At 69.5% G+C, this 24,438-nt stretch carries 29 protein-coding genes; 18 read left to right on the forward strand and 11 right to left on the reverse strand.

Annotated features, from left to right (window positions below; translation table 11 throughout):
• Both EPL04_RS02665 and EPL04_RS02670 read right to left on the reverse strand, forming a co-directional pair.
• Positions 1-483 (reverse strand): NAD(P)-binding protein, encoded by a 483-nt coding sequence (locus EPL04_RS02665; protein ID WP_134669178.1) that lies wholly within the window; start codon positions 481-483, stop codon positions 1-3.
• Positions 484-748: 265 nt separating this feature from the next.
• Entirely contained in the window at positions 749-1,228 is a 480-nt protein-coding gene (locus EPL04_RS02670; protein WP_134669179.1) for an Lrp/AsnC family transcriptional regulator, read from the reverse strand.
• A 185-nt stretch (positions 1,229-1,413) separates the two neighbouring features.
• Here EPL04_RS02670 and aspS point away from each other — a divergent pair, with 185 nt between their 5' ends.
• The 4 genes from aspS to EPL04_RS02690 all read left to right on the forward strand — a co-directional run bounded on the left by aspS (position 1,414) and on the right by EPL04_RS02690 (position 4,964).
• Complete coding sequence (gene aspS, locus EPL04_RS02675) at positions 1,414-2,715, forward strand: aspartate--tRNA(Asn) ligase (protein ID WP_134669181.1); 1,302 nt, start codon at positions 1,414-1,416, stop codon at positions 2,713-2,715.
• Between the two features lie 141 nt (positions 2,716-2,856).
• Positions 2,857-3,696, forward strand: a complete 840-nt coding sequence (locus EPL04_RS02680; RefSeq protein WP_134669183.1) for a pantoate kinase — start codon at positions 2,857-2,859, stop codon at positions 3,694-3,696.
• A 37-nt stretch (positions 3,697-3,733) separates the two neighbouring features.
• Positions 3,734-4,153 (forward strand): SHOCT domain-containing protein, encoded by a 420-nt coding sequence (locus EPL04_RS02685; protein WP_134669185.1) that lies wholly within the window; start codon positions 3,734-3,736, stop codon positions 4,151-4,153.
• Between the two features lie 67 nt (positions 4,154-4,220).
• A complete protein-coding gene (locus tag EPL04_RS02690) occupies positions 4,221-4,964 on the forward strand; it encodes a 4-phosphopantoate--beta-alanine ligase (RefSeq protein ID WP_134669187.1) in 744 nt (247 codons plus the stop codon).
• Positions 4,965-5,040: 76 nt separating this feature from the next.
• On the opposite strand, the gene EPL04_RS02695 is transcribed toward EPL04_RS02690, so the two are convergent.
• A complete protein-coding gene (locus EPL04_RS02695) occupies positions 5,041-5,238 on the reverse strand; it encodes a cold-shock protein (RefSeq protein ID WP_134669189.1) in 198 nt (65 codons plus the stop codon).
• Between the two features lie 151 nt (positions 5,239-5,389).
• Here EPL04_RS02695 and EPL04_RS02700 point away from each other — a divergent pair, with 151 nt between their 5' ends.
• Both EPL04_RS02700 and EPL04_RS02705 read left to right on the forward strand, forming a co-directional pair.
• Positions 5,390-6,319, forward strand: coding sequence for a sulfide-dependent adenosine diphosphate thiazole synthase (locus EPL04_RS02700; RefSeq protein WP_134669191.1), 930 nt, complete (start codon positions 5,390-5,392; stop codon positions 6,317-6,319).
• Between the two features lie 123 nt (positions 6,320-6,442).
• Positions 6,443-7,327: an NAD-dependent epimerase/dehydratase family protein gene (locus EPL04_RS02705; protein WP_134669193.1), complete on the forward strand. Its 885-nt coding sequence runs from the start codon at positions 6,443-6,445 to the stop codon at positions 7,325-7,327.
• A 215-nt stretch (positions 7,328-7,542) separates the two neighbouring features.
• Here EPL04_RS02705 and EPL04_RS02710 read toward each other — a convergent pair whose 3' ends face one another.
• Positions 7,543-8,214 (reverse strand): class I SAM-dependent methyltransferase, encoded by a 672-nt coding sequence (locus EPL04_RS02710; RefSeq protein ID WP_134669194.1) that lies wholly within the window; start codon positions 8,212-8,214, stop codon positions 7,543-7,545.
• 152 nt (positions 8,215-8,366) lie between these two features.
• On the opposite strand from EPL04_RS02710, the gene EPL04_RS02715 reads away from it, so the two are divergent.
• Complete coding sequence (locus EPL04_RS02715; RefSeq protein WP_134669196.1) at positions 8,367-10,856, forward strand: methyl-accepting chemotaxis protein; 2,490 nt, start codon at positions 8,367-8,369, stop codon at positions 10,854-10,856.
• Positions 10,857-10,946: 90 nt separating this feature from the next.
• Here the strand turns inward: EPL04_RS02715 and EPL04_RS02720 are convergent, their stop codons facing one another.
• Positions 10,947-11,846, reverse strand: a complete 900-nt coding sequence (locus tag EPL04_RS02720) for a thiamine-phosphate synthase family protein (protein WP_134669198.1) — start codon at positions 11,844-11,846, stop codon at positions 10,947-10,949.
• Positions 11,843-12,460, reverse strand: a complete 618-nt coding sequence (dcd, locus tag EPL04_RS02725) for a dCTP deaminase (RefSeq protein WP_134669200.1) — start codon at positions 12,458-12,460, stop codon at positions 11,843-11,845. Before dcd ends, EPL04_RS02720 begins: the two co-directional genes overlap by 4 nt.
• A gap of 193 nt (positions 12,461-12,653) precedes the next feature.
• On the opposite strand from dcd, the gene pth2 reads away from it, so the two are divergent.
• Positions 12,654-12,992, forward strand: coding sequence for a peptidyl-tRNA hydrolase Pth2 (gene pth2, locus EPL04_RS02730; protein ID WP_134669202.1), 339 nt, complete (start codon positions 12,654-12,656; stop codon positions 12,990-12,992).
• Here the strand turns inward: pth2 and EPL04_RS02735 are convergent.
• On the reverse strand, positions 12,989-13,366 hold the full coding sequence (locus EPL04_RS02735) for a DUF7344 domain-containing protein (protein WP_134669204.1): 378 nt from the start codon (positions 13,364-13,366) through the stop codon (positions 12,989-12,991). The two genes, pth2 and EPL04_RS02735, sit on opposite strands and share 4 nt — an antisense overlap.
• Before the next feature lie 193 nt (positions 13,367-13,559).
• Here EPL04_RS02735 and truD point away from each other — a divergent pair, with 193 nt between their 5' ends.
• The 8 genes from truD (at position 13,560) to EPL04_RS02770 (ending at position 17,555) form a co-directional block, all read left to right on the forward strand.
• Positions 13,560-14,903 carry a tRNA pseudouridine(13) synthase TruD gene (truD, locus tag EPL04_RS02740; protein WP_134669206.1) on the forward strand — a complete coding sequence of 448 codons (1,344 nt, stop codon included), beginning with the start codon at positions 13,560-13,562 and terminating at the stop codon, positions 14,901-14,903.
• Positions 14,904-15,016: 113 nt separating this feature from the next.
• Entirely contained in the window at positions 15,017-15,736 is a 720-nt protein-coding gene (locus tag EPL04_RS02745) for a DUF2103 domain-containing protein (protein WP_134669208.1), read from the forward strand.
• A 127-nt stretch (positions 15,737-15,863) separates the two neighbouring features.
• Entirely contained in the window at positions 15,864-16,028 is a 165-nt protein-coding gene (locus tag EPL04_RS18590) for a hypothetical protein (protein WP_167599398.1), read from the forward strand.
• A 54-nt stretch (positions 16,029-16,082) separates the two neighbouring features.
• Positions 16,083-16,370, forward strand: coding sequence for a 50S ribosomal protein L37ae (locus tag EPL04_RS02750; RefSeq protein WP_134669210.1), 288 nt, complete (start codon positions 16,083-16,085; stop codon positions 16,368-16,370).
• Positions 16,367-16,501: a DNA-directed RNA polymerase subunit P gene (locus EPL04_RS02755; RefSeq protein ID WP_134669211.1), complete on the forward strand. Its 135-nt coding sequence runs from the start codon at positions 16,367-16,369 to the stop codon at positions 16,499-16,501. Before EPL04_RS02750 ends, EPL04_RS02755 begins: the two co-directional genes overlap by 4 nt.
• A 16-nt stretch (positions 16,502-16,517) precedes the next feature.
• Positions 16,518-16,769, forward strand: a complete 252-nt coding sequence (locus EPL04_RS02760; RefSeq protein ID WP_134669213.1) for a KEOPS complex subunit Pcc1 — start codon at positions 16,518-16,520, stop codon at positions 16,767-16,769.
• Between the two features lie 138 nt (positions 16,770-16,907).
• Entirely contained in the window at positions 16,908-17,309 is a 402-nt protein-coding gene (locus tag EPL04_RS02765; protein ID WP_134669215.1) for a prefoldin subunit beta, read from the forward strand.
• Positions 17,310-17,555: a DUF3194 domain-containing protein gene (locus EPL04_RS02770; RefSeq protein ID WP_134669217.1), complete on the forward strand. Its 246-nt coding sequence runs from the start codon at positions 17,310-17,312 to the stop codon at positions 17,553-17,555. It abuts the gene before it with no gap.
• Positions 17,556-17,747: 192 nt separating this feature from the next.
• Here the strand turns inward: EPL04_RS02770 and EPL04_RS02775 are convergent, their stop codons facing one another.
• From EPL04_RS02775 to EPL04_RS02790, 4 genes are all read right to left on the reverse strand, one after another.
• Positions 17,748-19,625 carry a DUF2070 family protein gene (locus EPL04_RS02775; RefSeq protein WP_134669219.1) on the reverse strand — a complete coding sequence of 626 codons (1,878 nt, stop codon included), beginning with the start codon at positions 19,623-19,625 and terminating at the stop codon, positions 17,748-17,750.
• 35 nt (positions 19,626-19,660) lie between these two features.
• Entirely contained in the window at positions 19,661-20,209 is a 549-nt protein-coding gene (locus EPL04_RS02780; RefSeq protein WP_134669221.1) for a GMP synthase subunit A, read from the reverse strand.
• Positions 20,210-20,288: 79 nt separating this feature from the next.
• Complete coding sequence (locus EPL04_RS02785) at positions 20,289-21,074, reverse strand: helix-hairpin-helix domain-containing protein (RefSeq protein WP_134669223.1); 786 nt, start codon at positions 21,072-21,074, stop codon at positions 20,289-20,291.
• Positions 21,075-21,101: 27 nt separating this feature from the next.
• On the reverse strand, positions 21,102-21,938 hold the full coding sequence (locus EPL04_RS02790) for a shikimate dehydrogenase (protein WP_134669225.1): 837 nt from the start codon (positions 21,936-21,938) through the stop codon (positions 21,102-21,104).
• 96 nt (positions 21,939-22,034) lie between these two features.
• Here EPL04_RS02790 and EPL04_RS02795 point away from each other — a divergent pair, with 96 nt between their 5' ends.
• Complete coding sequence (locus EPL04_RS02795) at positions 22,035-23,006, forward strand: calcium/sodium antiporter (protein ID WP_134669226.1); 972 nt, start codon at positions 22,035-22,037, stop codon at positions 23,004-23,006.
• Positions 23,007-23,087: 81 nt separating this feature from the next.
• Positions 23,088-24,431 (forward strand): sodium:calcium antiporter, encoded by a 1,344-nt coding sequence (locus EPL04_RS02800; RefSeq protein WP_134669228.1) that lies wholly within the window; start codon positions 23,088-23,090, stop codon positions 24,429-24,431.
• Positions 24,432-24,438 lie beyond the last annotated feature (7 nt).

Genomic DNA, 24,438 nt, shown 5'->3' on the forward strand with positions numbered 1-24,438 from the left:
TCAACTCTCCCCGGAAGAGCGTTTGAGGCGGTCGTTAACACTCGACGCGACCAGATCGGAAGCACACACCGCGTCGACGTCGAGGGTTTCGAGCGAGTCGACGCGGTCGGGGTCGTTGACCAGCATGAGGATCCTGTCGACGCCGAACCGGGTCCGGAGCAACTGCGCGGCGAGGAGGTTACTGCCGTCGGTCCGCGACGCGACGACCGCGAGCGACGCCTCCCCGGCGCCGATCCGGTCGAGCGTTTCTGCGCTGATCTCTTCGACGTGTCTGGCGGTCACGGTCGATTCGTCGGCTCGTTGGGCCGCCTCCGGTGCCGTGGCGAGAAACGTCACCTCGTAGTCGGTTGCGAGACGCTCGGCGAGCAGGCGCCCGACGTGACCGCCCCCGACGACGAGGGCACGACGCCGACGGGCGGACCCGGCGGCGGTCCCCGATCCGACGGCCGACATCAGCCCGGCGGTCGGTCCGTTTCGGGACATTCGAACTCACCTCCTCCGAAGGAAACGGCAGGGATTCTCGGCCGTGAGTCTAACGTGGTCGGTCCGCGAGCGTCTCTCGACGAACGGTCGAGTCGTAACGATTGCATGGTTCCGTCACCCGACCGTAGATCACGGATAGCAATAAATGGATCGGATTAATGCCCGGTCCGTGAATATATTTAGAATATATTGTCGTTCCGGGGATAAGGAATGAGATCGCGACGGCCGTGGCTACCGCGGCTGGGAATCCGGGGAGAAACGCTCCTCAGGCGTCGTCGGCTTCGAACGTCCGGAAGCCCTCGTAGGGGTTCTCGTACTCGTTGCGGATCAGATCCTCGTCCTCGATTTCGAGCCCGAGCTCGTCGAGCTCCTGGCCGATCCGGCTCAGATCGTCGCCGTCGGTGCCGACGACCTCGATGTGGATGTTCTCGTGGCCGGTCATCACCTCGCGGACCGCCACCACGCCCTCGACCTCTTTGGCCCTCTGGGCGAGCGCCTCGCGGTCGGGTATCGGGGCCGAACAGACGATGAGCGTCCGGAGCTGGAGCCCGGCCGCCTCGTAGTCGACCGCCGGATGGTAGCCGGTGATGACACCGTCGTCCTCGAGCTGGCGGATCCGGTGGCGGACGGTGCTGGCCGACACGTCGGCGTGTTCGGCGATGGTGCTCGTCGACGCCTTCCGGGCGTCGCGCTGGAGCATGTGGATGATGTACTTGTCGAGGTCGTCGAGGCGTTCGTCGCTCATACGTTCGGTGTCGTAGGGCGGCCTCAAAAGAACTGTTCCGTTTTCGCTACCCGGGGATACAGCGACGCCGGTGGCGGCCGGCACGCGGCGGTTCCGGTGTCGGGACGCCGTGCCCACCGCGAGCGCGGCGACCGGTCGCGCGGAAAATGACCGCGTTTAAGACCGGGCCGCGTGAATCGAGAGGTATGCAAGACCGAACGTACACCGCGGACGCCGAACCCGGCGACACGGTCACCGTGGCCGGGTGGGCACACGAGATCCGCGACCTCGGCGGCATCGCCTTTCTCATCGTCCGGGACACCACCGGCAAGATTCAGGTCAAGTTCGAGAAAGACGAGATGGACGACGACCTGGTCGAGACCGGGACGGACGTCAACCGCGAGAGCGTGGTGAAAGTCTCGGGCGACGTCGAGGAAGAGCCCCGGGCTCCGACCGACGTCGAGATCGTGCCAGACTCGGTCGAGGTCATCGCCGCCGCCGAGCCCGAGCTCCCGCTCGACCCCTCGGGCAAGGTCGACGCCGACCTCTCGACCCGACTCGACAACCGGACCCTCGACCTCCGCAAGGACGAGCAGAAGGCCATCTTCGAGATCCGCGCGGAGATCCTGCGGTCGGTCCGCGAGGCGTTCCGCGAGCTGGGTTCGACCGAGATCAACACGCCGAAAATCGTCGCGACCGGCACCGAGGGCGGCACCGAGCTGTTCCCGATCACCTACTTCGGCCAAGAGGCGTTCATGAACCAGTCGCCCCAGCTGTTCAAGCAGCTGATGGTCGGCTCCGGGCTCGAACGCGTCTTCGAGATCGGGCCGATCTTCCGGGCCGAAGAGCACAACACGCCCCGCCACCTCAACGAGGCGACCTCGATCGACTTCGAGAGCGCTTTCTTCGACTACGAGGACGCGATGGACGCCTGCGAGACGGTGGTGAAGGCCGCCTACGAGGGCGTCGCCGAGAACTGTCAGGCCGAGCTCGAAGCGCTGGGCTACGAGGAGTTCGAGGCGCCGTCGGGCGAGTTCCCCCGGCTGACCTACGAGGAGGCCATCGAGCGCATCAACGCCACCGGCGCGCTCGACGACCAGCTCGTGTGGGGCGACGACCTGCCGACCGAGGGCGAGACCGCGCTCGGCGACGACGTCGGCTCGCACTACTTCATCACCGACTGGCCCAGCGAGATCAAGCCGTTCTACATCAAAGACCACGACGACGATCCGGAGCTGTCGACCGGCTTCGACCTGATGCACCCCTCGATGGAGCTGGTCTCTGGCGGCCAGCGTGAGCACCGCTACGACCGGCTCGTGGAGGGCTTCGAACAGCAGGGTCTCGACCCCGAGGCGTTCGACTACTACACCAAGATGTTCAAGTACGGCATGCCGCCCCACGCCGGCTGGGGGCTCGGCGGCGAACGGCTCGTCATGACGATGCTCGGGCTGGAGAACATCCGGGAGGCCGTCCTCTTCCCGCGCGATCGCCAACGGCTGAGCCCGTAGGACTCGTTCTGAGCTGACGTCCGTTTCTGTGGCGTCGCGCCCGAGTCTGCGCTCGGTCGGGGGTCCGCGGTCCGGCTCGAAACGGGCCACCGCGGCCCGAGATTGTAACCGTTAAACGTGACCGCTCCCGAGATGCGGGCGATGACTGACGACCGAGAGTCGGCGCGGGCGTTCGTGCCGGGCCACGTCACGGGCTTTTTCAGCGTCCACGACGCCGACGACCCCGAGCAGGCCGGGTCGCGCGGCGCGGGGGTGACCCTCTCGGAGGGCGTGACCGTCGACGTCGAGCCCGCCGCGGAGACCGCGATGCAACTGAACGACGAGCCCGCCGCGATCGAGGCGGTGACGCGAGTGCTCGACGCGCTCGACGCCGAGGCGCGCGTGACCGCCCGGACCGACCTGCCCGTCGGCGCCGGCTTCGGCGTCTCGGGGGCGACCGCGCTCGGGACCGCGCTCGCCGCGAACCGGGCGTTCGACTGCGAGCGCTCGGCGAACGAACTGATCGCGCTCGCCCACGCCGCCGAAGTCGAGTCGGGCACCGGGCTCGGCGACGTGGTCGCGCAGGCCCGCGGGGGCGTCCCGATTCGACTCGACCCCGGCGCGCCCGAGTACAACCGGCTCGACGGCGTGCCCGCCGCGGGTCGGATCGAGTATCTCACCCTCGGCGAACGCTCGACCGAGGCGGTGCTGTCGGGCAACACCCAACGGCTCTCGTCGGTCGGGGTCGACATGCTGGTCCGACTGGTCGAGACGCCGACCCTGCCGATGCTGATGGACGCCTCCCGGGAGTTCGCCGAATCGGCCGACCTCCTCACGCCGGAGGTCGAGGGCGTTCTGGCCGACGTGACCGCCGCCGGCGGCGAGGCCGCGATGGCGATGCTCGGCGAGACCGTGTTCGCGCTCGGGACCGGCCTGACCGACGCGGGCTACGACGCCGACGCCTGCGAGGTCCATCCCGCGGGCGCGACGCTCCGAAAGTAGCGATAGCTTTTCGGTGATCGCGGGCGCGAAATCGCGTATGGGCGACCGCAGTCCCGACACCCGCTCCGGGTACGGCGAGGACCCCGACGGCGCGCTCGAAACCATCGCCGTCGGCGCGAGCATGGTACTCATGGGGGTGCTTGCGGTCGCGTTGCTCGCCGCGGGCGTCTCGTGGTGGTGGATGGCGTTCCCGATCGGCGGCGGACTGATCCCGCTGGCGGTCGGTCTCGCTCAGTGGTACCGCGACCGCGGGGTCGACGAGAGCGACGAGCAGGACGCGCTCGACGCGCTTCGGGCGCGGTACGCCCGCGGCGAACTCACCGAGGCGGAGTTCGAGAGCCGGCTCGAACGCCTGCTCGAAACCGAGACCCCCGAGAGCGCCCGGGCGTCGCTCGACCGCGAGCCCGCGGCCGACGAGCGCGACCGGACGCCCGAACGCGACCCCGAAATCGAGTGACGGCGATCGTCCGCCCCGCGGTCGGACGTAACGACGCCTTTTCGGTGATATGGGGCAAGCCACGAGTATGACCGAGATTCCCGAGGATCACCCCCGACAGGAGTCGTTGCTCACCCGCCACCGCATCGAGGAGGGCGTCGAGAAGGGCATCACCAGCAGACAGGGGCTCATCGCGGAGGGTCGCGGCGAGGCGTTCGACTACCTGCTGGGCGAGCGCACCCTGCCCAGCGCCGACGACGCCGCGCGGGCGGCCGCGGCCCACCTCCTGCTGGCCGACCGGCCGGTGCTGTCGGTCAACGGCAACGTCGCGGCGCTCGTCCCGGGAGAGATCGTCGAACTCGCCGAGGCGGTCGAGGCGGACATCGAGGTCAATCTGTTCAACCGGACCGACGAACGGATGCGAGCCATCGCCGACCACCTCCGCGAGCACGGCGCCGAGTCGGTGAAGGGACTGGCGGCCGACGCCCGGATTCCGGGGCTCGACCACGAGCGCGCGAAGGTCGACGCCGACGGCATCCACGCCGCCGACGTGGTCGTCGTGCCGCTCGAAGACGGCGACCGGGCCGAGGCGCTCGCCGAGATGGGCAAGACCGAGATCGTGATCGATCTGAATCCCCTCTCGCGGTCGGCGCGGTCGGTCGCGGTCCCGATCGTGGACAACATCCTGCGGGCGGTGCCGAACGTGACCGAGCACGCCCGCGACCTGCGGGACGCAGACGAGGCCGCCTTAGAGCGAATCGTCGCCGAGTTCGACCCCAAGGACGCGCTCCGGGAGGCCGAGCGCGCGATTCGGCAGGGCGACCTCGAGTGACGGCGGCGTCGCTCTCGGCCGGATCGGTCCGTAAAAATCGCTATATCGCGTCCCGTGCGGGACGTTGTGTTCCGACTTACGCGCGGACGACGTTCGTCGCGCGCGGGCCCTTGGGGGCCTGTTCGATGTCGAATTCGATGTCCGTTCCCTCTTCGAGGTCGGGGCCGCCAACGTCCTCCATGTGGAAGAATACGTCGTCGCCGTCCGCGTCGTCCGTCGAGATGAAACCGTAGCCGCCAGTGTCGTTGAAGAAATCAACAGTTCCGTTTGCCATTGCAAGTATAGGGAGGCGCCAGCCACGCATAACTGTTCCGAGAGTCGAGATATCACGGTTTTCGGCGCCTCAAAGCGGTGATTTGCTCGTCCGGGCGGGCCCGAAGCCGCACCGCAACGACTTTCACCACGGAATAATACTACTAGGTTGTATGCGCGAATTCGACCAGTTCAGCGACGTCGGCGAGGCGGAAGTGACCCGCGCGATCGGACAGGAGTGGACCGAGGAGTTCATGGACTTCACCGACTCGGACGTGATCATCGTCGGCGGCGGCCCGTCGGGGCTGATGGCCGCGAAGGAACTCTCAGACCGGGGCGTCCAGGCGATGGTCGTCGAGAAGAACAACTACCTCGGCGGCGGGTTCTGGCTCGGCGGCTTCCTGATGAACAAGGTGACCGTCCGGGACCCGGCCCAGCAGATCCTCGACGAACTCGAGGTCGACTACAAGCCCGCCCAAGACAGCGAGGGGCTGTTCGTCGCGAACGGTCCCGAGGCGTGTTCCGGTCTCATCAAGGCGGCCTGCGACGCGGGCGCGAAGATGCAGAACATGACCGAGTTCACCGACATCGTGATCCGAGAGGACCACCGGGTGGGCGGCATCGTGATGAACTGGACGCCGGTCCACGCCCTGCCCCGGGAGATCACCTGCGTCGACCCGATCGCCGTCGAGTCCGACCTCGTCATCGACGCGACCGGCCACGACGCGATGGCGGTCTCGAAGCTCGACGAACGGGGCGTACTCGACGCGCCCGGCATCGGCGACGCGAAGGAAAACGCCACCGGGATGGACCAGACCGGCGACGACTCGTACGGCGCGCCCGGCCACGACTCGCCCGGCCACGACTCGATGTGGGTCGGCGAGAGCGAGGACGCGGTCGTCGACCACACGGGGGTCGTCCACGACGGCCTGATCGCGACCGGGATGGCGACCGCGACGACCTACGGCCTCCCGCGGATGGGCCCGACCTTCGGCGCGATGCTGGTGTCGGGCAAGCGTGCGGCTCAGTGTGCCCTCGACGAACTCGGCGTCGACGCCGACCCCGTCGAGATGTCCCCGCCGACCGCGCCCGCCGACGACTGAGCCCCGACCTCGACGGCCCAGAACCGACCCCGCTGACGACCGACCCTCGACCGGCCGACCGCGCGATCGCCCCGCGCTCGCCGCAAGCCCCACCGTTTTTGCCCCGCGGTCCGAGCCGAGACTATGGACGTACTCGTCACCGGCGCGACCGGCGCCATCGGGAGTTGGATCGTCGAGCGCCTCGCCGCGGACGGCCACGACGTGGTCGGCGTCGACCTCGAACGCCCGCCCGGCGACCGGGAGAACGCCCGCTTTTACGCGGCGGATCTGACCGACCAGGGGCAGGCGTGGGAGCTGATCCAGAGCGAGGACCCCGATCAGGTCGTCCACTGCGCGTCGATCCCGGTCGCGGGCACCCACCCGGGCACCGAGACGTTCCGCAACAACGTCGAGTGTACGTACAACGTGCTCGTCGCCGCCGGGACGGTCGGCGCCGACGTGGTCTGGACCTCCAGCGAGAGCCTCTACGGGATGCCGTTCGCCCGCGAGCCGTCGCTGCCCGACTACCTGCCGATCGACGAGGCCCACCCCAAGCGCCCCGAGGACCCCTACGGCACCTCGAAGCTCGTCGGCGAGGAGGTCGCCGAGATGGTCGTCCGGCGGTACGGGATCGCGGTCACCTCCCTGCGCCCGTCGTGGGTGAACTACCCCGGCCGCTACGAGGTGTCCGAGGTTCGGGAGGACTTCGACCCCGAGACCGCCGATCGGTCGGGCAACTTCTGGTCGTACGTCGACGTCCGGGACGTGGTCTCGCTTGTCGCGGCGGCGCTGGCGGCCGATCGGTCCGGCCACGAGGCGTACCTCGCGGTCGCCGACGACAACTACCTCGGTCGGCCCACCGCCGAGACCGTCGCGGCGGTGTTCGGCGGCCTGCCCGACGACTGCGATCTCGACGGCGAGCAGTCGGCGTTCTCGACCGCGAAGGCCCGCGAGCGGTTCGGCTGGACCCCCGACCACTCCTGGCGGACGGCCGAAGACGAGTCGGTTCCGGGGCCATCGTTTCGCTGAGACCCGGACGCGGAAGTTGGGTCCGTCACCGAAACGAGCGACCGGTTCCGGACTGGTTCCGCATATCTGTCCGATAGTTAGTTTTATTGTTCATTGACCCCTGTGACCGATTGACAGACACGGAACACGCCTGTCAAGGAGTGTCTGTCATCCCGGGCTGACACCCCGAAACCACTGTTTCGATCCCTCCGGATCCGACAGCCCCCGAGCGACTGCTACGGGATCCGTCCGCCGGTCACCCGAACCACGCCCAGCGCGTGTTCGGTGTGGGTCGTCTCGTCTGCGCGCGCCCGGAGCGCTCGCCGGGCGGCGTCGACGCGGTTGTCGAGTACCGTCCACGGCGCGCGCTCGTAGCCGTCCGTGCCGGTCGGCGACGACGCGACGACCAGCCCCCGGAACGCCCGGTTGACGGGCCAGCCGAACCACCGCGCGGTCTGGGCGGCGTCGAGCAACGCGATCCGGCCGCCGGGCGCCAGCAGGTCCGCCCACCGGTCGACGGCCGCGCCGGGGTCCGCGAGCATCCCGACGACGAACGTGGCGAGGACGGCGTCGACCGCCTCGCGAAACTCGACCTCGGCGGCGTCGGCCCGCACGAGGTGGACGTTCGCCCACCCCTCGCGCTCGATCCGGTCGCGGGCCCGGGCCAACATCCCCCGCGTGAAGTCCACGCCCACGACTCGCCCCTCGGGACCGACCCGCTCGCGGAGGTGCGGGAGGTTCGCGCCCGTGCCACAGCCCATCTCGACCACGGTGTCACCGGGTTCGAGCGCCAGCGCGTCGGCCGCCCGCCCGCGGAGCCGTCCGAGGCCGGGCGTCGAGCGCGCCAGCACGTCGTAGAGATCCGCCCATCTGGCGTAGAACTGCTGGGCCGCCGCTTCGCGTGACATGGAGAGTCATACGGCGCCCGACAGGTAAAGCGTACGGGCCAAACGGGACGCGAGCGGTCCCGCCTTCGGGCGGCGAAAGGGGAGAAATATATTCCCGTACATTACCTATATATTCTTAGGTTTTATACGGTCGTGAAATCGAGGTCCGCGCGATGACGGACTCCGACAGGCGGTTCCGGCAGGTCGACGCGTCGTCGCTCGTTCCCGACGCGATTCGGCGTCGATACGCTCGCAAGTTCTTCGTGGGCGTTCTGGTGGTGATACTCGTGACCGGGACCGTCGGTGCGTTCAGTTACGCGAACACCCAAGAGCGGTTGGAGTCGCAGGTCCGGAATCAGCTCACCTCGACCGCGGAACTGCAGGCCGACGGCCTGAACGGGTGGATCGAGGGGCTCTCGCGCCAGACTGAGACCCTCTCGCAGGCCAAGCAGTTCCAGAACGGGAACGTCGAGGAGATCGGCCTCTATCTGCTGGACCGACAGCGGTCGCTCGACGGGAGCCTCGTCGCGGTCCACTACGTCAGAGTGCGTTCGGGCGAGATACTCGCCAGTACCTCGCGGGAAACGGTCGGCGGGAATCTGTCCGAACTCGCCGGCTGGGACACCGCCACCATCGACAACAGAACGAACCAGCCGTCGTACGTCCACGTCACCGGCGATCCGTACGAGAGCCCGGTCTCCGGGAATCGGTCCATCGCGTTCGTGAGCGCGCCGCCGAAAAACACCGAGCACGCCGTGGTCGCGGTCGCCAGTCTGGGCGCGCGAGCGAGCGACTTCCATCAGACCGTCGACGCCGGCGAGACGATGGTCGTGGACGGCGGGGGCGAGACGGTGCTCGACACCGACGACACCGAGACCGAGTCGTTCGACGCGGCGGCGCTGGCCCGGCGGGCAGAGGGGAACGCCGATGGGTCGGCGACGCGGAACGCGACCGGATTCGCCGCGACGGAGTCGTCGGTCGTCGGATACGCGCCCGTGACGGGAACCAACTGGATCGTGTTGACCCACGCGCCGAAGGCCAGCGCCTACGCGATGCGCGACAGCGTCGGGACGAGCCTCGCGGCGATGGTCGTCGCGACCATCGCCATCCTGGGCGTCGCGGCGATCTGGTTCGGTCGGCGACAGACCGAGACGCTCGAATCGCTCACGGAGTCGGCGGCGGAGATAGAACGCGGGAACCTCGACGTTCCGCTGGAAACCGGGCGTATCGACGAGTTCGGCCGGCTCTACGACGGCTTCGACGCGATGCGCGACTCGTTGCGCGACGAGATCCGAGCCGCCGAGTCCGCCGAGTCCGAAGCCGAGCGCGCCCGCGAGGAGGTCGAGCGAGAGCGCCGGGAGGCCGAGCGCGCCCGCGCCGAGGCCGAGCGCCTGAGCGATCGACTCGAGGCGACCGCCGCCGATTTCGGCGACGCGATGGCGGACTGCGCCGACGGCGATCTGACGCGTCGGCTCGACGAGGACGTCGACAGCGAGGCGATGGCGGCGGTCGCGCGCGCCTTCAACGAGATGCTCGACGAGTGGGACCAGACCCTGCGGTCGGTTCGCGCGTTCGGCGAGGCGGTCGCCGACGAGAGCGACCTCGTGAACGAGACGGTCTCGCAGGTGACCGAGACCAGCGCCGAGGTGAGCGACTCCGTCCGGCAGATCTCCGACGGCGCGGCCGAACAGAGCGACCACCTCGAGACGGCCGTCGCCGACATAAACGACTTTTCGACGACCGTCGAGGAGGTGTCGGCCGCCGCCGACGAGGCCGCCGAACGGGCCGAGCGCGTCGCCGAACGCGGCGAGGACGGGCGCGAGTCGGCGGCCTCCGCGGTCCGGGACCTCGACGCCATCGAGGCCCGGACCCAAGACACCGTCGAGGCGATCGAGGAACTGCGCGATCTGGTCGCGGACATCGAAGACGTGACGGAGTTCATCACCGAAATCGCCGAGCAGACCAACTTGCTCGCGCTCAACGCCTCCATCGAGGCGGCCCGCGCGGGCGACGCCGGAGACGGGTTCGGCGTCGTCGCCGAGGAGATACAGGAATTGGCCGACCAGACCCGCGACGCGACCGAGGACATCACGGCCTCTATCGACCGGGTCCGCGACCAGACCGACGACGCGGCGGCGGGAATTCACGAGACCCGGCGGGCGGTCTCGGACGGCGCCGAGACGGTCACCGAGGCGGTCGAGGCCTTCGAGGCGGTCGTCGACGGGGTCGCGGAGACGAACCGGGACATCCAAGCGATGAGCGACGCGACCGAGCGACAGGCCGAGTCGGCTCGCGAGGTCGTCGAGACGGTCGAAGCGGTCTCGGCGATCAGCGAGGAGACCGCCGCCGAAGCCCAGACCGTCGCGGCGGCGGCGACCGAGCAGACGACCGCGCTGGACGACGCCGCCGACGGCGTGGCCGCGCTGGCCGATCGGGCCGAGGACCTGAACGCCCTGCTCGAATCCTTCGAGACGGCCGGGGACCGAGAGATCGATCGAATCCCGGACGCCGCGAGCGCCGAGCGTTCGGACGACCGGGACGCGAACGGCCGCGGGGCGAGCGACGGCCGCGATCACGGGAACGACGAGGCCCGGAACGGCGACGAGGACGGTACGGGACCGCGACGGAACGACGAAAGCGGCGAAGCCGTGACGCCGCCGTAGGGGCGACCGACTGCGTCCGCGGTCGGGCGCCGTAGCTGTCGACCGGCGTGCGGTCGTCCCGCCGACGCCGTCACGGCGCCCGGCCGCGTCTCACAGCAGGTCGCGGGCGGTCTCGGCCACCGATTCGGCGTCGTCGCCGAGGACGTAGGTGATCGGCTCGATCCCGTAGCCGCCGGTGTGATAGAGGACGGTCGCGCCGGGCGTCTCGCGCAGGGCGGCGCCGACCGCGGCGTCGAGGTCGTCGTACTCGGCGTCGAACGCCGCGGTCTCGCGGCCGAGGTCGCGCAGGGCCGCGACCAGATCGGGGTCGTAGCGGAGGTTCATCGCCGCCCGCGCGTCGCTGCCGTTGGCCCGTGCCGCCAGCAGGACGGAGGCGACGTGTTCGCTCACGCCGAACTCCGGTTCGGAGGGGATCGTCGCCCGGCCCTTCACGTCGAAGATCCGGCCCGGGACGCCGGCCACGTCGTCGATGCCGTCGGCGTCGGGCGTACACTCACAGAGGTTCGATCCGACCGCCGGGATGAGCGACGCGAACCCGCTGGCGCTCTCGACGATGGTCAGCCCGCGCCTCAGAGACGACCGGACGCGTTCGGTCACCCGGAGGTCGCCCTCCGGATCGTGGACGTTGAAGTCGCCGCCGTAGCCCGACAGTTCGGGCATCTGGAGCTCGTGGATCTCCGCGAGCAGGTCGCGGTCTTCGAGCCGACGGACCAGCACCTCGATCTCGACCAGCGCCTCGACTCGGCTCATCGTCCCCTCGGCGAGCCCTTCGCCGACCCGGGCGACGAGGGACTCGACCCGGTCGTCCCGGAGCACCCGGTCGTTGCGTTCGACCTCGCCGTTGGCGTACTTCGAGACCGCGCTCTGGGAGATGCCGAGCAGGTCCGCGACTTCGCTCTGGGTGAGCCCGCGCTCGCGGAGGTCCTCGGCCAGCATCGACCGCACCGTCGGAAGCAACTCCTCGACGACGATCTCCTCGACGAACCTCATCGGGAGTCACCCGACCCGTCGGGGGCCTTCTGGTCGCCGCCGAACTCGTGGTCGCCGCCGATCCGGGAGGCCTGCGGGCCCGACTGGTCCTGATACTTCGAGCCCCGCTCTTCGCCGTAGGGGCGGTCGGCGGCGGTCCGGAGCTCGGTGAAGATGAGCTGGGAGATCCGAGTGCCCGGTTTGAGCGCCACGGGCGCGGTGCCGAGGTTCGAGAGTTCGAGGGTGATCTGACCGCAGTAGCCCGGGTCGACGACCCCGGCGGTGGCGTGGATGACGACCGCGAGCCGGCCGAACGACGACCGGCCCTCGACGTGGGCGATGAGGTCGGCCGGGATCTCGACGCGTTCTTTGGTGGTGCCGAGCACGAAGTCCCCGGGGTGGAGGATGAACTCCTCGCCCTCCTCGACGACCGTCTCGGAGACGTACTCGGAGATCTCCTGCTCGCTGTCGGGGTGGATGCAGGAGATGTTAGTACGTTGGAACTCCAGGAACTCCCGACCCAGTCGGAGGTCGACGCTGGCGGGCTGGATCTGGAGGTCCGGGTCGTCGAGGGGGTCGACGACGAGATCGCCGGCCTCCATCCGGTCGAGGATGTCCGCGTCCGAGAGTATCATACCCGGCAGTTAGTGCGAGGGTGCCTAAATAATCCGGTCTCTCAGGCGAGCGAGACGAGCAGGCCGGCGAGCGCGACGGTCCCCCCGGCGAACGCCGCCGGGCGCGTCGGGAGGTCGCGGGCGTGTTTCAGCCCGAACGCCACCGCCGGTTCGAGTAGTCACCGATTTAACGGCCGACCGCGTTCGAGCGGACATGAAACAGGCCATCGTCGCCCGAACGGACATCGGCATGGGACAGGGAAAGCTCGCCGCGCAGGTCGCCCACGCCTCGCTGTCGGCCTACGAGGAGACCGGAACCAAGGCCCGCAAAGAGTGGAAAGGCGGCGGCCAGAAGAAGATCGTCCTGCAGGCCGACGGCGAAGACCGGATCTTCGAGCTCGCCGAGAAAGCGCGAGCCGAAGGGCTCGCCCACGCCGTGGTCCGGGACGCGGGCCACACCCAACTCGACCCGGGCACCGTCACCGCGCTCGCGGTCGGTCCCGCCGACGAGGAGCTCGTCGACAAGGTGACGGGCGACCTCTCGCTGTACTAATCCGGGCAGTCGGACTCGTCGACGAGCACGTCCAGAAGCTCGTCGAGCGGATCGGTCCCGCGATAGCGGACGACGTCGGTTCGGGGGTCGAAATCGACGACGCCCTCGTCGGCCAGCCGCGGTAGGGTGCTGTGGTGGAGCCCGACCAGTGCGCGCTCCCGATCGGAGCCGTCGGGACCGCGGGCGAGGACACCGGCGAGGTCCTCGATCGAGCGGGCCGGCTCGTCGGCCGCGTACAGCGTTTCGAGGACCGTGCGCCGGCGCCGATCACCGAGCACGTCGAACGCCTGGTTCAGCGCGGCGTCGTCGGCCGTCTCAGTGGTTCGAAGCCCGTTCTCGGCGTCGGTCGCTCCGGGTCGGTTTGTATCGGACATCAGCTCTATTTGTGACTCGAGACGGAAACCCTTGCGAGCTTTTCACGATCGAGCGGGTATTGATTAACCGAGTGAACGCGATCGCGGTCGAACACCGACGCGGCGACGCGTTCGCCGACCCGCGACTCGGAGCGGGATCGTCGGCCGTCGGCGGAAGCCAGATACAAGCGGTTCCTCGACCAAGGGCCGACGAATGCGCGAGGCGTACCCAGTCGAGCGGGCGGTCGGGATCGAGCACTTCGTCAGCGACGCCGACGGCGTCGGCGGCCACATCCGCGAAGAGGACGCCGACTTCCGGGTCCGGGAGGTCGAACGGTTCGACGCCGAACCGGTCGGCGCCGACCCGGGCGCCTACCCCTACCTCGTGGTCCGGGCGACTCTCCGTGGGTGGGACACCAACGACTTCGCGAGACGGCTCTCGGACGCGCTGGGGATCAGCCGCGAGCGCGTCTCGTGGGCCGGCACCAAGGACAAGCACGCGGTGACGACCCAGCTGTTCAGCCTCCGGAAGGTCGACGCGGAGGACCTCGACGGCCTCGACGTCCGGGACGTCGACCTCGACGTCGTCGGGCGCGCGGGCCGCGGGCTGGAGTTCGGCGACCTCGCGGGCAACGCCTTCGAGATCACCGTCCGGGACGCCGATCGCCCCGCCAACGCCCCGGCGGTCCGCGAGCAACTCGAAGCGTTCGGCGGGGGCGACCCCGGGACCGTCGGCGTCCCGGACTTCTTCGGCCAACAGCGGTTCGGGAGCCACCGGCCGGTCACCCACGAGGTCGGGCTCGCCGTCGTCCGCGGCGAGTGGGAGGCGGCGGTCCGGGCGTACGTCGTCGAACCCTACGAGACCGAGCCCGAAGACACCCGGCGGGCGCGCCGGGAGGCCGCAGACGCCTTCGCGGCCCGCGACTGGCGGGGCGTGGTCGAGGCGCTCCCGCGGCGGCTCGGCTTCGAGCGCGCGATGGCGAACCGGCTGGCCGAGCGCGGCGGCGACGCCCCCGAGGACTTCCGGGCGGCGCTCGAAGCGGTGCCATCGAACCTCCAGCGGCTGTTCGTCAACGCCGCCCAGTCGTACGCGTTCAACCGCATCCTGAGCGAGCGCCTCGAACGCGGGCTCCCGTTCGACCGGCCGGTCGCCGGCGACGTGGTCTGCTTCTCGGAGACCGTCTCGGGGCTGACGGTGCCCGACACCGACCGCGAACAGCGCGTGACCGAGAGCCGGGTCGAGACGGTCGCGCGCCACTGCGAGCGCGGCCGGGCGTTCGTGACCGCGCCGCTGGTCGGGACCGCGACCGAACTCGGGGCGGGCGAGCCCGGCGAGATCGAGCGCGAGGTGCTCGATGATCTCGATCTGAGTCCCGGGGACTTCGACCTGCCGGGAGAGTTCGACTCGACCGGGACCCGTCGGCCCGTCCTCGTGCGGACCGACCTCGACGTCGCGATCGAAGACGAGGCGGTGACCTTCGAGTTCTCGCTCCCGAAGGGCTCGTACGCGACCGTCGTGCTCCGGGAGTTTCTGAAGACCGATCCCGCCGACGAGTGAGCGACCGCCGGCTGGGTCGCCGAGGCGAGCCGCGCGTCGGGGCGCCCGACGGGAGTCGATCGGCGCGACGCGAAACACCGGGGTTAAATCCCGCCCGCGGCTAGGACCCGACTATGGAGTGTCGGCAGTGTGCGTCCCCGCTGGAACGACCGGGCGACTACTGTCTGGTCTGTCGGACGCCCAACGCCGACGCCGTGGTGCTGGACCTCGACCGCGACCGGGCGACGCTCACGATGCTCGACGGCGAGGAAGTAGTCGGCGAGACCATCGTCACGACCACCCCCGAGGACGGCGGCGAGGAGGGCGTCGTCGAACTCCGGAACTTCGCCGGGCGGGTCGCCGACGAGGTCCGGCGAAAGCGCCCCGAGGAGGTGTACGCGGCGGGCGACCGCGACGTGCTCCGGGCGACCCGCGGGCAGTTGCGCTACTCGTTCTACCGGGTCGAGGACGACGACCCCGTGGCGGCGGTCCAGTCCCGCCGGGGCGACCGCGCGCTGGAGGTGGTCGAGACCCCGCCGGCCGAGAAGATCGGCGGGAGCCACTCGACGCTGATCGGGGGCCGCACCGGCCGGAAGGTCGTCCACACGGTCGCGGGCCACCCGCACGTCAAGAAGGTGATCCCGGGACCGATCGAGGCCGGCGGTTCGGGGAGCCGGACCGGCATCCGCGCGAAGGCGACCCGGGCCGGCGAGAACGGCAACGTCCGACTCTTGCTCCGGGACGGCTCCAGCGTGCAGGAAAACCGGATCGTCACGACCGCGAAAGACCGCGAGACCGGCGAGCGCGTCAGGGCCGACCTCAACGACGTGTTGACCGAGGCGGAGTTGCAGTAGGCGATCCCGGGTCGAGTTCTCCGTTCGAAAAACGGGTTCCGAAGGCGTTCAGCGCACGCTACGTCGGCGGCGGTCCGCATCGAGCGCCGCAAGCTTCTTGTGGGAAGTAATTATATCTAATTACGCGATGGTCAGCTACTACGACGCGGTCCTCGCGGCGATACCGCTGCTCTCCGGGGGCGGGTATCTGGTGGGACAGCTCACGGGGCTTCCGGGCGCGATCGCGGGGCTGGTGGCGTCGCTCGCGGTCATCGGTCACGAACTGTTCGATCCGCCGGGCGCGGCCGACTGAGCGCCGCCTCGACTCAAAGGCTTTATGAGCGCGCCCGGATAAATTCGCAGTACTATGGCCGAAGACACTCAGAGCCGTACCGGCAGCGCCGGGCGGTTCGGAGCGCGATACGGGCGCGTCGCTCGCAGGCGCGTCGCCGACATCGAGAGCGACATGAACGACGACCACGCCTGCCCCGAGTGCGGCTCGGACGCCGTCGACCGGAAGGGCACCGGCATCTGGCAGTGTGGCAAGTGCGACTACAAGTTCGCCGGCGGCACCTACCGCCCCGAGACGCCCGCCGGTCGCACCGTCACCCGATCCATCCGGGCCGCGCTCGGCGACGACGAAAGCGACGAATGAGCTACAAGTGTTCGCGGTGCAAGCGCGACGTCGAACTCGACGAGTACGGCGGCGTCCGCTGTCCGTACTGTGGCCACCGCGTGCTACTGAAAGAGCGGAGCCGCGACGTCAAGGAAGTCAGCGTCAACTGAGCGTCCGCGCCCCCGCATGAGCGACCGCCCGCACGACGCCGTTCTCCGCTTTTCGTACGAATCGACCAGCCGCGCCCGGACCGTCGCCCGCGCGGTCTCCCGGGAGGTCGGCGAGATCGACGGCGACCGGTCGGCCGCGAGCGTCTCCCGAGAGGGCGCGACCGTCGCGGTCCGCGTGGTCGCCGACGACCTCGTGGCGCTCCGAGCGGGGCTGAACTCGTGGGGGTCGCTGGTCGAGGTGGCCGAGCGGACGACCGCGGCCGCGTGAGTTCGGGCTCGATCGGCGGCCACTCCCGACGGCGTACGAGCGCCCGCGCGCCGGATCGCCGAGTCCGGGACGACCGCCGGTCAGCGCCGCCGGACCCGAAAGCGGGGGTTTTTCAGTCCGGGGAGCATCCATCGACGTATGCAGGGTAATCTGCCACCGGAAGCACAAGAGAAACTCGAAGATCTGCAGGACCTTCAGGAGACGGCCCAGCAGGTCGCCGCCCAGAAGAACCAGGCCGAGACCCAGCTCACCGAGGCCCAGACCGCCCTCGACGAGCTCGAGGACATCGACGAGGAGACGACGATGTACCGCGAGGTCGGCGAACTGCTCGTCAAGACCGGCTACGACGAGGCCCAGGACGACCTCGAAGAGAAGGTCGACAGCCTCGAAATCCGCGTCGAGACCCTCCAGAAACAGGAAGAGCGCGTTCAAGAGCAGTTCGAGAGCCTCCAGCAGGAGCTCCAGCAGATGCTGGGCGGCGGTGGCGGCCCCGGCGGCCCGCAGGGCCCCGGCATGGGCGGCGGCGCCGGCGGCGCATAGATGCCCAGCGACGACGAGGTCGTCCAGACCGCCGCCGAGGCCGCCGAAGGCGTCATCTTCGCCCGGTTCAAGCAGTCGGCGGTGAAAGACTTCGACGTGACGGTCACGTTCGAAGACGGGATCCTCGACGTGGACGTGTATCTCAACGTTCCCGACGCCCGCGACGAGGAAGACCAGGTCGCCGAGGACGCCGCCCTCGCGGCGCGTTCGGCGGTCGACGACCTATTCGCCGACGCCGACGGCTGACCGCCGTCGCCTTCCGGCGACGTTTCTCGCTCCAGAGCGCCGGCTGTGGTCGCGGCCACCGAGACCACAAAGTATATTCTCCTGCCTCGGACTCAGTTCGAACACCGCGGGTAGGGGTACTCGCGGCGTTTTTTCGGCGTCGGGTCGGAGCGTCTCGAGATCGCCAGCGGCGGCGTCGAGAGCCCGCCGCGATCAGGTCAAAAAGAAGATCACGAGGCTGATCGCCATCGCGGCGACGATGACGGCGCCCGCCAGCGCCCCGCCCATCGAGACGACGGCGTTGGCGTGGCTCGCCAGCGTCTCGGTTCGGTCGTTGCCAAAGACCGTGACCGCGGCGCGCTCGGTCGCCATCCCGGCCTCGACGGGCTCGCAGTCCGCGCGGGCCTCCGCGACGAGGTCGGCGATCAGCGCCACCAGTTCGTCCTGGGAGATCGACGATCCGACCTGATTCTCGGCCTCGACCGTGTTGACGACGTGGTTGTCTGTGGTCAACACCTCCGCGTCGTCGACGCCCTCGATGGCGGCGATGATGCGATCGCGAAGCCCCGGCTCCATGTTGTTGCCGTCGACCAGCACGTAGGCGGCGGTCCGGTCGCCGATCTCGAACACCGCGACCCGGACCCCGAGCGGTCCGATCCCCTCGCGGGGCTCCCACTCGGTGGGGTCCCACGCGGTGCCGAGTCGGATCGGGCGCTGGGTCGTCTCGTCGAGTTCGGTCGCGGCCTCGCGGGCGGCCGCCATCAGGTCGAACGATCGCTCGCTCCCGGGGTAGACGTGGCCGAGGTCCTCCACGTCGCTGAGCCCGTCGTTGGAGTTGTGTGCGTCCGCCAACAGCACGTCGTCGAAGCCGCTCGATCGGGCCTCCGCGGCGGCCGAGAGGCCGACCGCGTACATGATGTCGTCGGCGAACCCCGGGGCGTAGGTCGCGGTCAACAGGAGGTCGTCGCCGAACGCCTGTCCGAACACCTTCGCGTCCCCGACCTGCGATCGGACCGGCGGCGTCGCCGTCTCGCCGTACTCGATGTCGTCGTAGGCCGATTCGGCGGTCTCGATCACCGATTCGAGCTCGCGCTGGGTGACGAGGTTGAAGTCGTGGCCGGCGGTCGCGTGGGGCGGGAACCCGAGCCCGTCCGCGGTCTCGGCCACTCGTTTGGGGAGGTTGCCGCCCCCGATCTCGCCCATCGGCCCCGGGTGGATCATCGGTAACACGAACCGGGCCTTCTCGGTGTGGTCTCGTCGGCGGAACGCCAGTACCGTGACCGGCACGACCGCCTCCTCGCCGATCTGTTCGAAGAAGTCCTCGAGCTCGTCGGTCCCCTCCGCGAGGTGGCCGACGAACCCGCGGAGGAAATCGAGCATGCTCACCCCGAGACTGCGCTCCCACGGCCGGTCGATGAACCGGACGAACGCCCAGACCGCCACCCCGTAGAGCAGACAGAGCAGACCCAACAGCACGAAGTCGACCGCGACGATGGCGCCGAGCTCCGGCGGCGCCTCGGCGGCCCGTGTCATCGTGATGTCGATGAACGTCTCGACCAGCGGGCCGCCGCCGACGTAGAGGTACTGCATGGTGCCGCTGTAGATGAACACGAGCACCGCGGCCGCGGCGGTCTGGACGCTCGCCGGGATCGCGGCGACGACGACCGACGTCCCGGAGATGGCGAGGACGACCAGCAGTCGGAGCGCGAACACCGACGCGAGCGCGACGATGAGCGCGTCGAAGACGAACCCCTGATCGAGCCCCTCGAACAGGACCGTGGCCGCGCCCGCGGCCGCCATCACCGCGACGACGACGCCCTCGCAGGTCAGCGCGAGCAACGACGATCGGTTGTAGGTGAGTTGGCCGCCGAGCCGTCGGTCGACCGGCGTGGTGAGCAGGCTGGCGACCACGGTCGGAACGCCGATGAAGAACACGCCCTGCCAGGCGTCCTCCAGCACGTAGCCGGCGTCGAACGCGCCGACGCCCGCGACCGCGGCGACGAGGAGCGCGAAGCCCACGCTGGCGTACCAGCGAGGCGCGCGGAAGATGTACCGCGACAGGCTCGCCAGATCGCCCTGCGTCGCTGACATACGCGGAGGATACGCGACCGAACGGTTAAAAGATGCTACTCGCAGATCGCTTCGAAGTTCTCGAACACTTCCTCGCCCTCGTCGGTGTGGGCGACCTCCGGATGCCACTGGACGCCGTAGAGGTCCCGGTCGGGGTCGCTCATCGCCTCGACGCCGCAGACGTCGCTTTCGGCGGTCCGGGCGAAGCCGTCGGGGACCGCTTTGACCTCGTCGGCGTGGCTGGCCCAGACCCGGGTCTCGGGCGCGAGCGACCCGACCAGCGGGTCGTCGTCGTCCAGAACGTCGACGGTCACGTCGGCGTAGCCGCCGTAGTCGCCCTCGCCGACCGCGCCGCCGAGCGCGTCGGCGATGAGTTGCATCCCGAGACAGATGCCCAGCACGGGCACGTCGAGTTCGAGGTAGTCGGCGCAGTTGCCGGCGTCGTCGATGTCGGGACCGCCCGAGAGGACAAGCCCGTCGGCGTCGATCTCCTCCGGGGGCGTGGTGTTGTCGATTATCTCGGTGTCGACCCCCATGTCGCGAAGCGTCCGGTGTTCGAGGTGGGTGAACTGCCCGTGGTTGTCGACCACGACGATACGCGTCATTGGAGAGAGGTAGTGAGGCGGCCTACAAAAGCGGTTCGAAGACCACAGCCGGCGAACCGCGGTCGCCGAGTCGGAGCGATCACCGCGCCTTCGCGCGGTCGATCCACGTCACGATTCGCTTCTCGGAGACGCCGGTCTCGGCCGCGAGCTGTTCGGGGTCGGCCCTCGCGAGCTCGGCGATGTCGCCGACGCCGGCGTCGTTGAGCCGCTCGGCGTACGCCGAGCCGATCCCCTTGATGTCGTCGAGGGGTTCGCCCTCGCCGAGCTGTTCGTCGGAGGCGGCCGGCTCGTCGTCGGCTTCCGCCTCGTCGTCCGTTTTTTCGTCGGCGGGCGCCTGTTCGTCGGCTGTTTCTTCGTGGTCGTCTGGTTCCTCGCCGGCCCCGTCGATCGTTTCGTCCTCGTCGTCGGCGACTTCCTCGTCTTCGGTGTCGTCGGTCGCTTCTTCGTCGAGCCCGTCGTCGGTCGCTTCGTCCTCGTCGTCGCCGTCGACGTCCGGCTCCGGCGTCGGCTCGGGCTCGGTCCCCGCCGTCTGTGTCGGCTGTGCGGCCTCCGTGGACGGCTGGACCGCTTCGGCCGGCTCGGCGGCGTCGTCGGTCTGGCTCTCCGTGCTCTGGGCCGCCGGCGCCGTGGTCACGTCCTCGGTCGAGATGCCGGTCTCCGCGCTGTCCGCATCGGTCTCGGACTCGTCGGTCGCCTCGAAGGACTCCTCGGCTCCCGCGTCGACGCCTTTGACCGCGCTCTCGGTCTCGGTGTCGGGCGACGCCTCCGGTTCGCGCTCGATGGTGACGCCCGAGTCGGTGCGGCGCACCTGCGAGCGGTCATCGTCGAGTCCGAGCAACGACTTCAGCTTGGTGAGCAGTCCCATTTGCGTGACAGTAGACGACCGGACTACTTAAAGTCGTGCCCGGAGCGCCGCGTTCATCGCGTCGACGGGCGCGTCCAGTCCGGTCCAGCGTTCGAAGGCCTCGACGCCCTGATAGAGGAGCATCCACGCCCCGTCGACGGTGGTCGCGCCCCGCTCGCGGGCCTCCCGGAGCAGTCTGGTGTCGAGCGGCCGGTACACCGCATCGAGCACCGCCAGATCGGCGTGGAGCGCGTCGGCCGGGACCGGCGATCGGTCTTCTTCCATCCCGACGCTGGTGGCGTTGACCACCACGTCGGCCGCCGCCACCCGGTCGTCGAGGTCGTCGAGTCCGCCGGCGGTCGGCGCGGTCGACGCCGAGGGGGTCGCCCGCCCCACGTCTGCCGCGAGCGCCTCGGCGCGGTCGGCGGTCCGATTGGCGACGTGGAGGGTCGCGCCCGCGTCGGCGAGCGCGAACGCGGTCGCCCGCGCCGCCCCGCCGGCGCCCACGACGACCGCGTGCCGGTCTGCGAGTCGGACGTCGTGGTGGGCGAACGCCCGCCGGACGCCCGCGGCGTCGGTGTTGTGACCGGTCGGGGGGTCGCCCGGCCCGGCGTCGGAGAAATCGAGGGTGTTGACCGCGCCGATCCGGGCCGCGAGGTCGTCGGGCTCTACCCGATCGAGGGCCGCCTCCTTGAACGGGATGGTGACGTTGAGTCCCGCGATCCCGAGCGCGCGCGCGCCCTCGATCGCGGCCCCGAGGTCGTCGGGGTCGGGCTCGAAGGTGACGTAGCGGGCGTCGAGGCCGAGTTCGTCGTAGGCCGCCTCGTGCATCGGCGGCGACAGCGAGTGGCCGACGGGGTTGCCGAGCAGGCCGAACACGTCCATGTCTGGGCCGAGCGCGCCGAGCCCGATAGTTCCCCCGGTTGGTTCGGTCGCGGCGTTTCGATGAACTTTAACCACCCCCACAGAAAGAAGCGCTAAATGTCACTGGCTCCACTCGCGATCGCCACCGGCCCGCTACTCGATCTCGGGCTCCTCCTCGGGGGCATCCTGTTTCTGTACCTCGGCGCGGAACTGCTGGTCAACAGCGCCTCGAAGCTCGCTGTCGGCTTCGGCATCAACCCCGCGACCGTCGGGGTCACGATCGTCGCGTTCGCCACGACCGCCCCGGAGCTGTTCGTCAGCACCGTCGGCTCGATCGGCATCGGCGACGACATCGGGCTGGGGAACATCCTCGGGTCGAACATCGCCAACATCGGACTGGTGCTGGGCGCGTCGGCGCTCGTCCGGCCGATGAACGTCAACAGGGACGTGCTGATGAAACACGGGCCGTTCATGTTCGCCGCCGCGGCGCTGCTCGTGGTGCTCGGGCTCGACGGCTCGCTCGGCGCGCTCGACGGCGCGCTGTTGCTGGCGCTTCTGGCGGGGTTCACCGGCTACCTGTTTTACACTTCCCAGCAGGGCGAGGTCGCGGTCACCGAGGAGGTCGAGATCGACGACAGCGCCTCGGCTACCGTGCGGGACGGCGTGGTCTTGCTCGGCGCGGGCGTGTGCCTGCTCGGGGGGTCGATGGGACTGCTCGAAGGCTCGACGAACCTCCTGCGTGCCTACGGGTTCAGCAACCTCTTCATCGGCCTGACCGTCATCGCGTTCGGCACGTCGCTCCCGGAACTCGCCACCTCGGTCGTGAGCGCGTTCCGGGGCGAGGCCGAGTTCAGCATCGGCAACGTCATCGGGAGCAACATCTACAACGTGCTCGCGGTTATCGGCGTCCTCGCGGTCGTCGACCCCCTCAGAGTCGCCCCGAGCGTCCAGTCGTTTCACTTCCCGGTCCTGATCGGGTTCACCGTCGGCGCGATCGCGCTGATGGCCGCCAGCCGGCGGATCTCCCGACCGAACGGCGTCGCGTTGCTCGGCGGCTACGCGGTGTTCGTCTACTTCCTGCTCCCCTGAGCCGGCCGGGGCGAGCGCGCACCGTCGTCGGTTCGGAGCGCAAAACCTACCTTTCCGCCCGGTCTATCCACGCGGAACGCTATGTCTGCTCGACTCCGCCATCCGCTGACCGCAGTCGCGGCCACGGTTCTACTGACGGTGCCGTGGCTGGGGATCTACGCCACGGGCTCGGCCGAGGCGGTCGGCACGCTCGGCACGGTCGCGATCTCGGGCGTGGCGGTGCTCGGCGCCTCGTTTCTGCTCGCGTGGGGCGCCGAGACCGCGGAGAAAGACGTCCCGCGGGCGTTCGCGATCGCGATCCTCGCCGTGCTGGCGGTCGCCCCGGAGTACGCGGTCGACGCCCTCTACGCGTGGACCGCCGGGGCCAACGTCGGCACCGAGCGCGGGATCGAGGCCGCCAACCTCGCGGTCGCGAACATGACCGGCGCGAACCGGATCCTCATCGGCCTCGGCTGGTCGGGGATCGCGCTGTTCACCGTCTACCGCACGCTGAGCTCGGCGGACCCCGCGGTCGTCCGCAAGCCCGGCTTCCTGCGGAGCACGGTCCAGCTCGACCGCAACCTCGCGACCGAGATCGCCTTCCTGCTGGCCGCGACCGCCTACGCCTTCGTGGTTCCGTTCGGCGCGGGCATCGGCATCGTCGACACGATCGTTCTCGTCGGCATCTACGCGGTCTACATCGGCATCATCATCCGGGGTGACGTCGAGGACCACGACGAGCAGGTCGGCATCCCGGCGTACCTCCAGTCGTTCCCCAAGGGGCGCCGGATCGCGAGCGTCCTCCTGCTGTTTGGCTACTCGGGCGCGATGATCTACACCGCAGTCCACCCGTTCGCCCACGGGCTGGAGGAGATCGGACTGGCGCTCGGGATCCCGCCGTTCTTCATGATCCAGTGGATCGCGCCGCTGGCGTCTGAGTCGCCCGAGCTCATCGTCGTCGCCTACCTCGTCAACAAGGCCCGGTCGACCGCGGGGTTCAACGCGCTCATCTCCTCGAAGCTCAACCAGTGGACCCTGCTCATCGGGACCTTGGCGGTCGTCTACAGCATCGCGGCGGGGTCGGTCGGCGCGCTCCCGTTCGACGAGAAACAGCAGGCCGAGATCTGGATCACGGCGGCCCAGAGCTTCTTCGCGCTCGGCGTGCTCGCCAACTTCGAGATCAGCGTCCGGGAGGCGGTGGTGGTGCTCGTGCTGTTCGCCTCGCAGGTGCTCGCGGAGTTCTACGTGATCCGGACTACGGCCGAGCCGGCGGCCACCGAGCTCAGTATCCTCATTCTCTACGCGTACACCGCGGTGTACCTCGCGATCGGTGCGGCGCTGTTCGTCGTGCGTCGCGACGAGGTCCGGGGAATCTTCGGTCGCACCGCCGCGAACGCCCGGAGCGCCCTGCCGGGTCGCTCGAAATCGCCCGAGCACGCCGACTGAGCCGGTC

The sequence above is a fragment of the Halorussus marinus genome (assembly GCF_004521895.1).
Lineage (GTDB): Archaea > Halobacteriota > Halobacteria > Halobacteriales > Haladaptataceae > Halorussus > Halorussus marinus.

Excerpts from the sequence above, each read along its gene's own strand:
- EPL04_RS02665 (WP_134669178.1), bottom strand. The coding sequence starts at position 483 with ATGTCCCGAAACGGACCGACCGCCGGGCTGATGTCGGCCGTCGGATCG.
- EPL04_RS02670 (WP_134669179.1), bottom strand. The coding sequence starts at position 1,228 with ATGAGCGACGAACGCCTCGACGACCTCGACAAGTACATCATCCACATG.
- aspS (WP_134669181.1), top strand. The coding sequence starts at position 1,414 with ATGCAAGACCGAACGTACACCGCGGACGCCGAACCCGGCGACACGGTC.
- EPL04_RS02680 (WP_134669183.1), top strand. The coding sequence starts at position 2,857 with ATGACTGACGACCGAGAGTCGGCGCGGGCGTTCGTGCCGGGCCACGTC.
- EPL04_RS02685 (WP_134669185.1), top strand. The coding sequence starts at position 3,734 with ATGGGCGACCGCAGTCCCGACACCCGCTCCGGGTACGGCGAGGACCCC.
- EPL04_RS02690 (WP_134669187.1), top strand. The coding sequence starts at position 4,221 with ATGACCGAGATTCCCGAGGATCACCCCCGACAGGAGTCGTTGCTCACC.
- EPL04_RS02695 (WP_134669189.1), bottom strand. The coding sequence starts at position 5,238 with ATGGCAAACGGAACTGTTGATTTCTTCAACGACACTGGCGGCTACGGT.
- EPL04_RS02700 (WP_134669191.1), top strand. The coding sequence starts at position 5,390 with ATGCGCGAATTCGACCAGTTCAGCGACGTCGGCGAGGCGGAAGTGACC.
- EPL04_RS02705 (WP_134669193.1), top strand. The coding sequence starts at position 6,443 with ATGGACGTACTCGTCACCGGCGCGACCGGCGCCATCGGGAGTTGGATC.
- EPL04_RS02710 (WP_134669194.1), bottom strand. The coding sequence starts at position 8,214 with ATGTCACGCGAAGCGGCGGCCCAGCAGTTCTACGCCAGATGGGCGGAT.
- EPL04_RS02715 (WP_134669196.1), top strand. The coding sequence starts at position 8,367 with ATGACGGACTCCGACAGGCGGTTCCGGCAGGTCGACGCGTCGTCGCTC.
- EPL04_RS02720 (WP_134669198.1), bottom strand. The coding sequence starts at position 11,846 with ATGAGGTTCGTCGAGGAGATCGTCGTCGAGGAGTTGCTTCCGACGGTG.
- dcd (WP_134669200.1), bottom strand. The coding sequence starts at position 12,460 with ATGATACTCTCGGACGCGGACATCCTCGACCGGATGGAGGCCGGCGAT.
- pth2 (WP_134669202.1), top strand. The coding sequence starts at position 12,654 with ATGAAACAGGCCATCGTCGCCCGAACGGACATCGGCATGGGACAGGGA.
- EPL04_RS02735 (WP_134669204.1), bottom strand. The coding sequence starts at position 13,366 with ATGTCCGATACAAACCGACCCGGAGCGACCGACGCCGAGAACGGGCTT.
- truD (WP_134669206.1), top strand. The coding sequence starts at position 13,560 with ATGCGCGAGGCGTACCCAGTCGAGCGGGCGGTCGGGATCGAGCACTTC.
- EPL04_RS02745 (WP_134669208.1), top strand. The coding sequence starts at position 15,017 with ATGGAGTGTCGGCAGTGTGCGTCCCCGCTGGAACGACCGGGCGACTAC.
- EPL04_RS18590 (WP_167599398.1), top strand. The coding sequence starts at position 15,864 with ATGGTCAGCTACTACGACGCGGTCCTCGCGGCGATACCGCTGCTCTCC.
- EPL04_RS02750 (WP_134669210.1), top strand. The coding sequence starts at position 16,083 with ATGGCCGAAGACACTCAGAGCCGTACCGGCAGCGCCGGGCGGTTCGGA.
- EPL04_RS02755 (WP_134669211.1), top strand. The coding sequence starts at position 16,367 with ATGAGCTACAAGTGTTCGCGGTGCAAGCGCGACGTCGAACTCGACGAG.
- EPL04_RS02760 (WP_134669213.1), top strand. The coding sequence starts at position 16,518 with ATGAGCGACCGCCCGCACGACGCCGTTCTCCGCTTTTCGTACGAATCG.
- EPL04_RS02765 (WP_134669215.1), top strand. The coding sequence starts at position 16,908 with ATGCAGGGTAATCTGCCACCGGAAGCACAAGAGAAACTCGAAGATCTG.
- EPL04_RS02770 (WP_134669217.1), top strand. The coding sequence starts at position 17,310 with ATGCCCAGCGACGACGAGGTCGTCCAGACCGCCGCCGAGGCCGCCGAA.
- EPL04_RS02775 (WP_134669219.1), bottom strand. The coding sequence starts at position 19,625 with ATGTCAGCGACGCAGGGCGATCTGGCGAGCCTGTCGCGGTACATCTTC.
- EPL04_RS02780 (WP_134669221.1), bottom strand. The coding sequence starts at position 20,209 with ATGACGCGTATCGTCGTGGTCGACAACCACGGGCAGTTCACCCACCTC.
- EPL04_RS02785 (WP_134669223.1), bottom strand. The coding sequence starts at position 21,074 with ATGGGACTGCTCACCAAGCTGAAGTCGTTGCTCGGACTCGACGATGAC.
- EPL04_RS02790 (WP_134669225.1), bottom strand. The coding sequence starts at position 21,938 with ATGGACGTGTTCGGCCTGCTCGGCAACCCCGTCGGCCACTCGCTGTCG.
- EPL04_RS02795 (WP_134669226.1), top strand. The coding sequence starts at position 22,035 with ATGTCACTGGCTCCACTCGCGATCGCCACCGGCCCGCTACTCGATCTC.
- EPL04_RS02800 (WP_134669228.1), top strand. The coding sequence starts at position 23,088 with ATGTCTGCTCGACTCCGCCATCCGCTGACCGCAGTCGCGGCCACGGTT.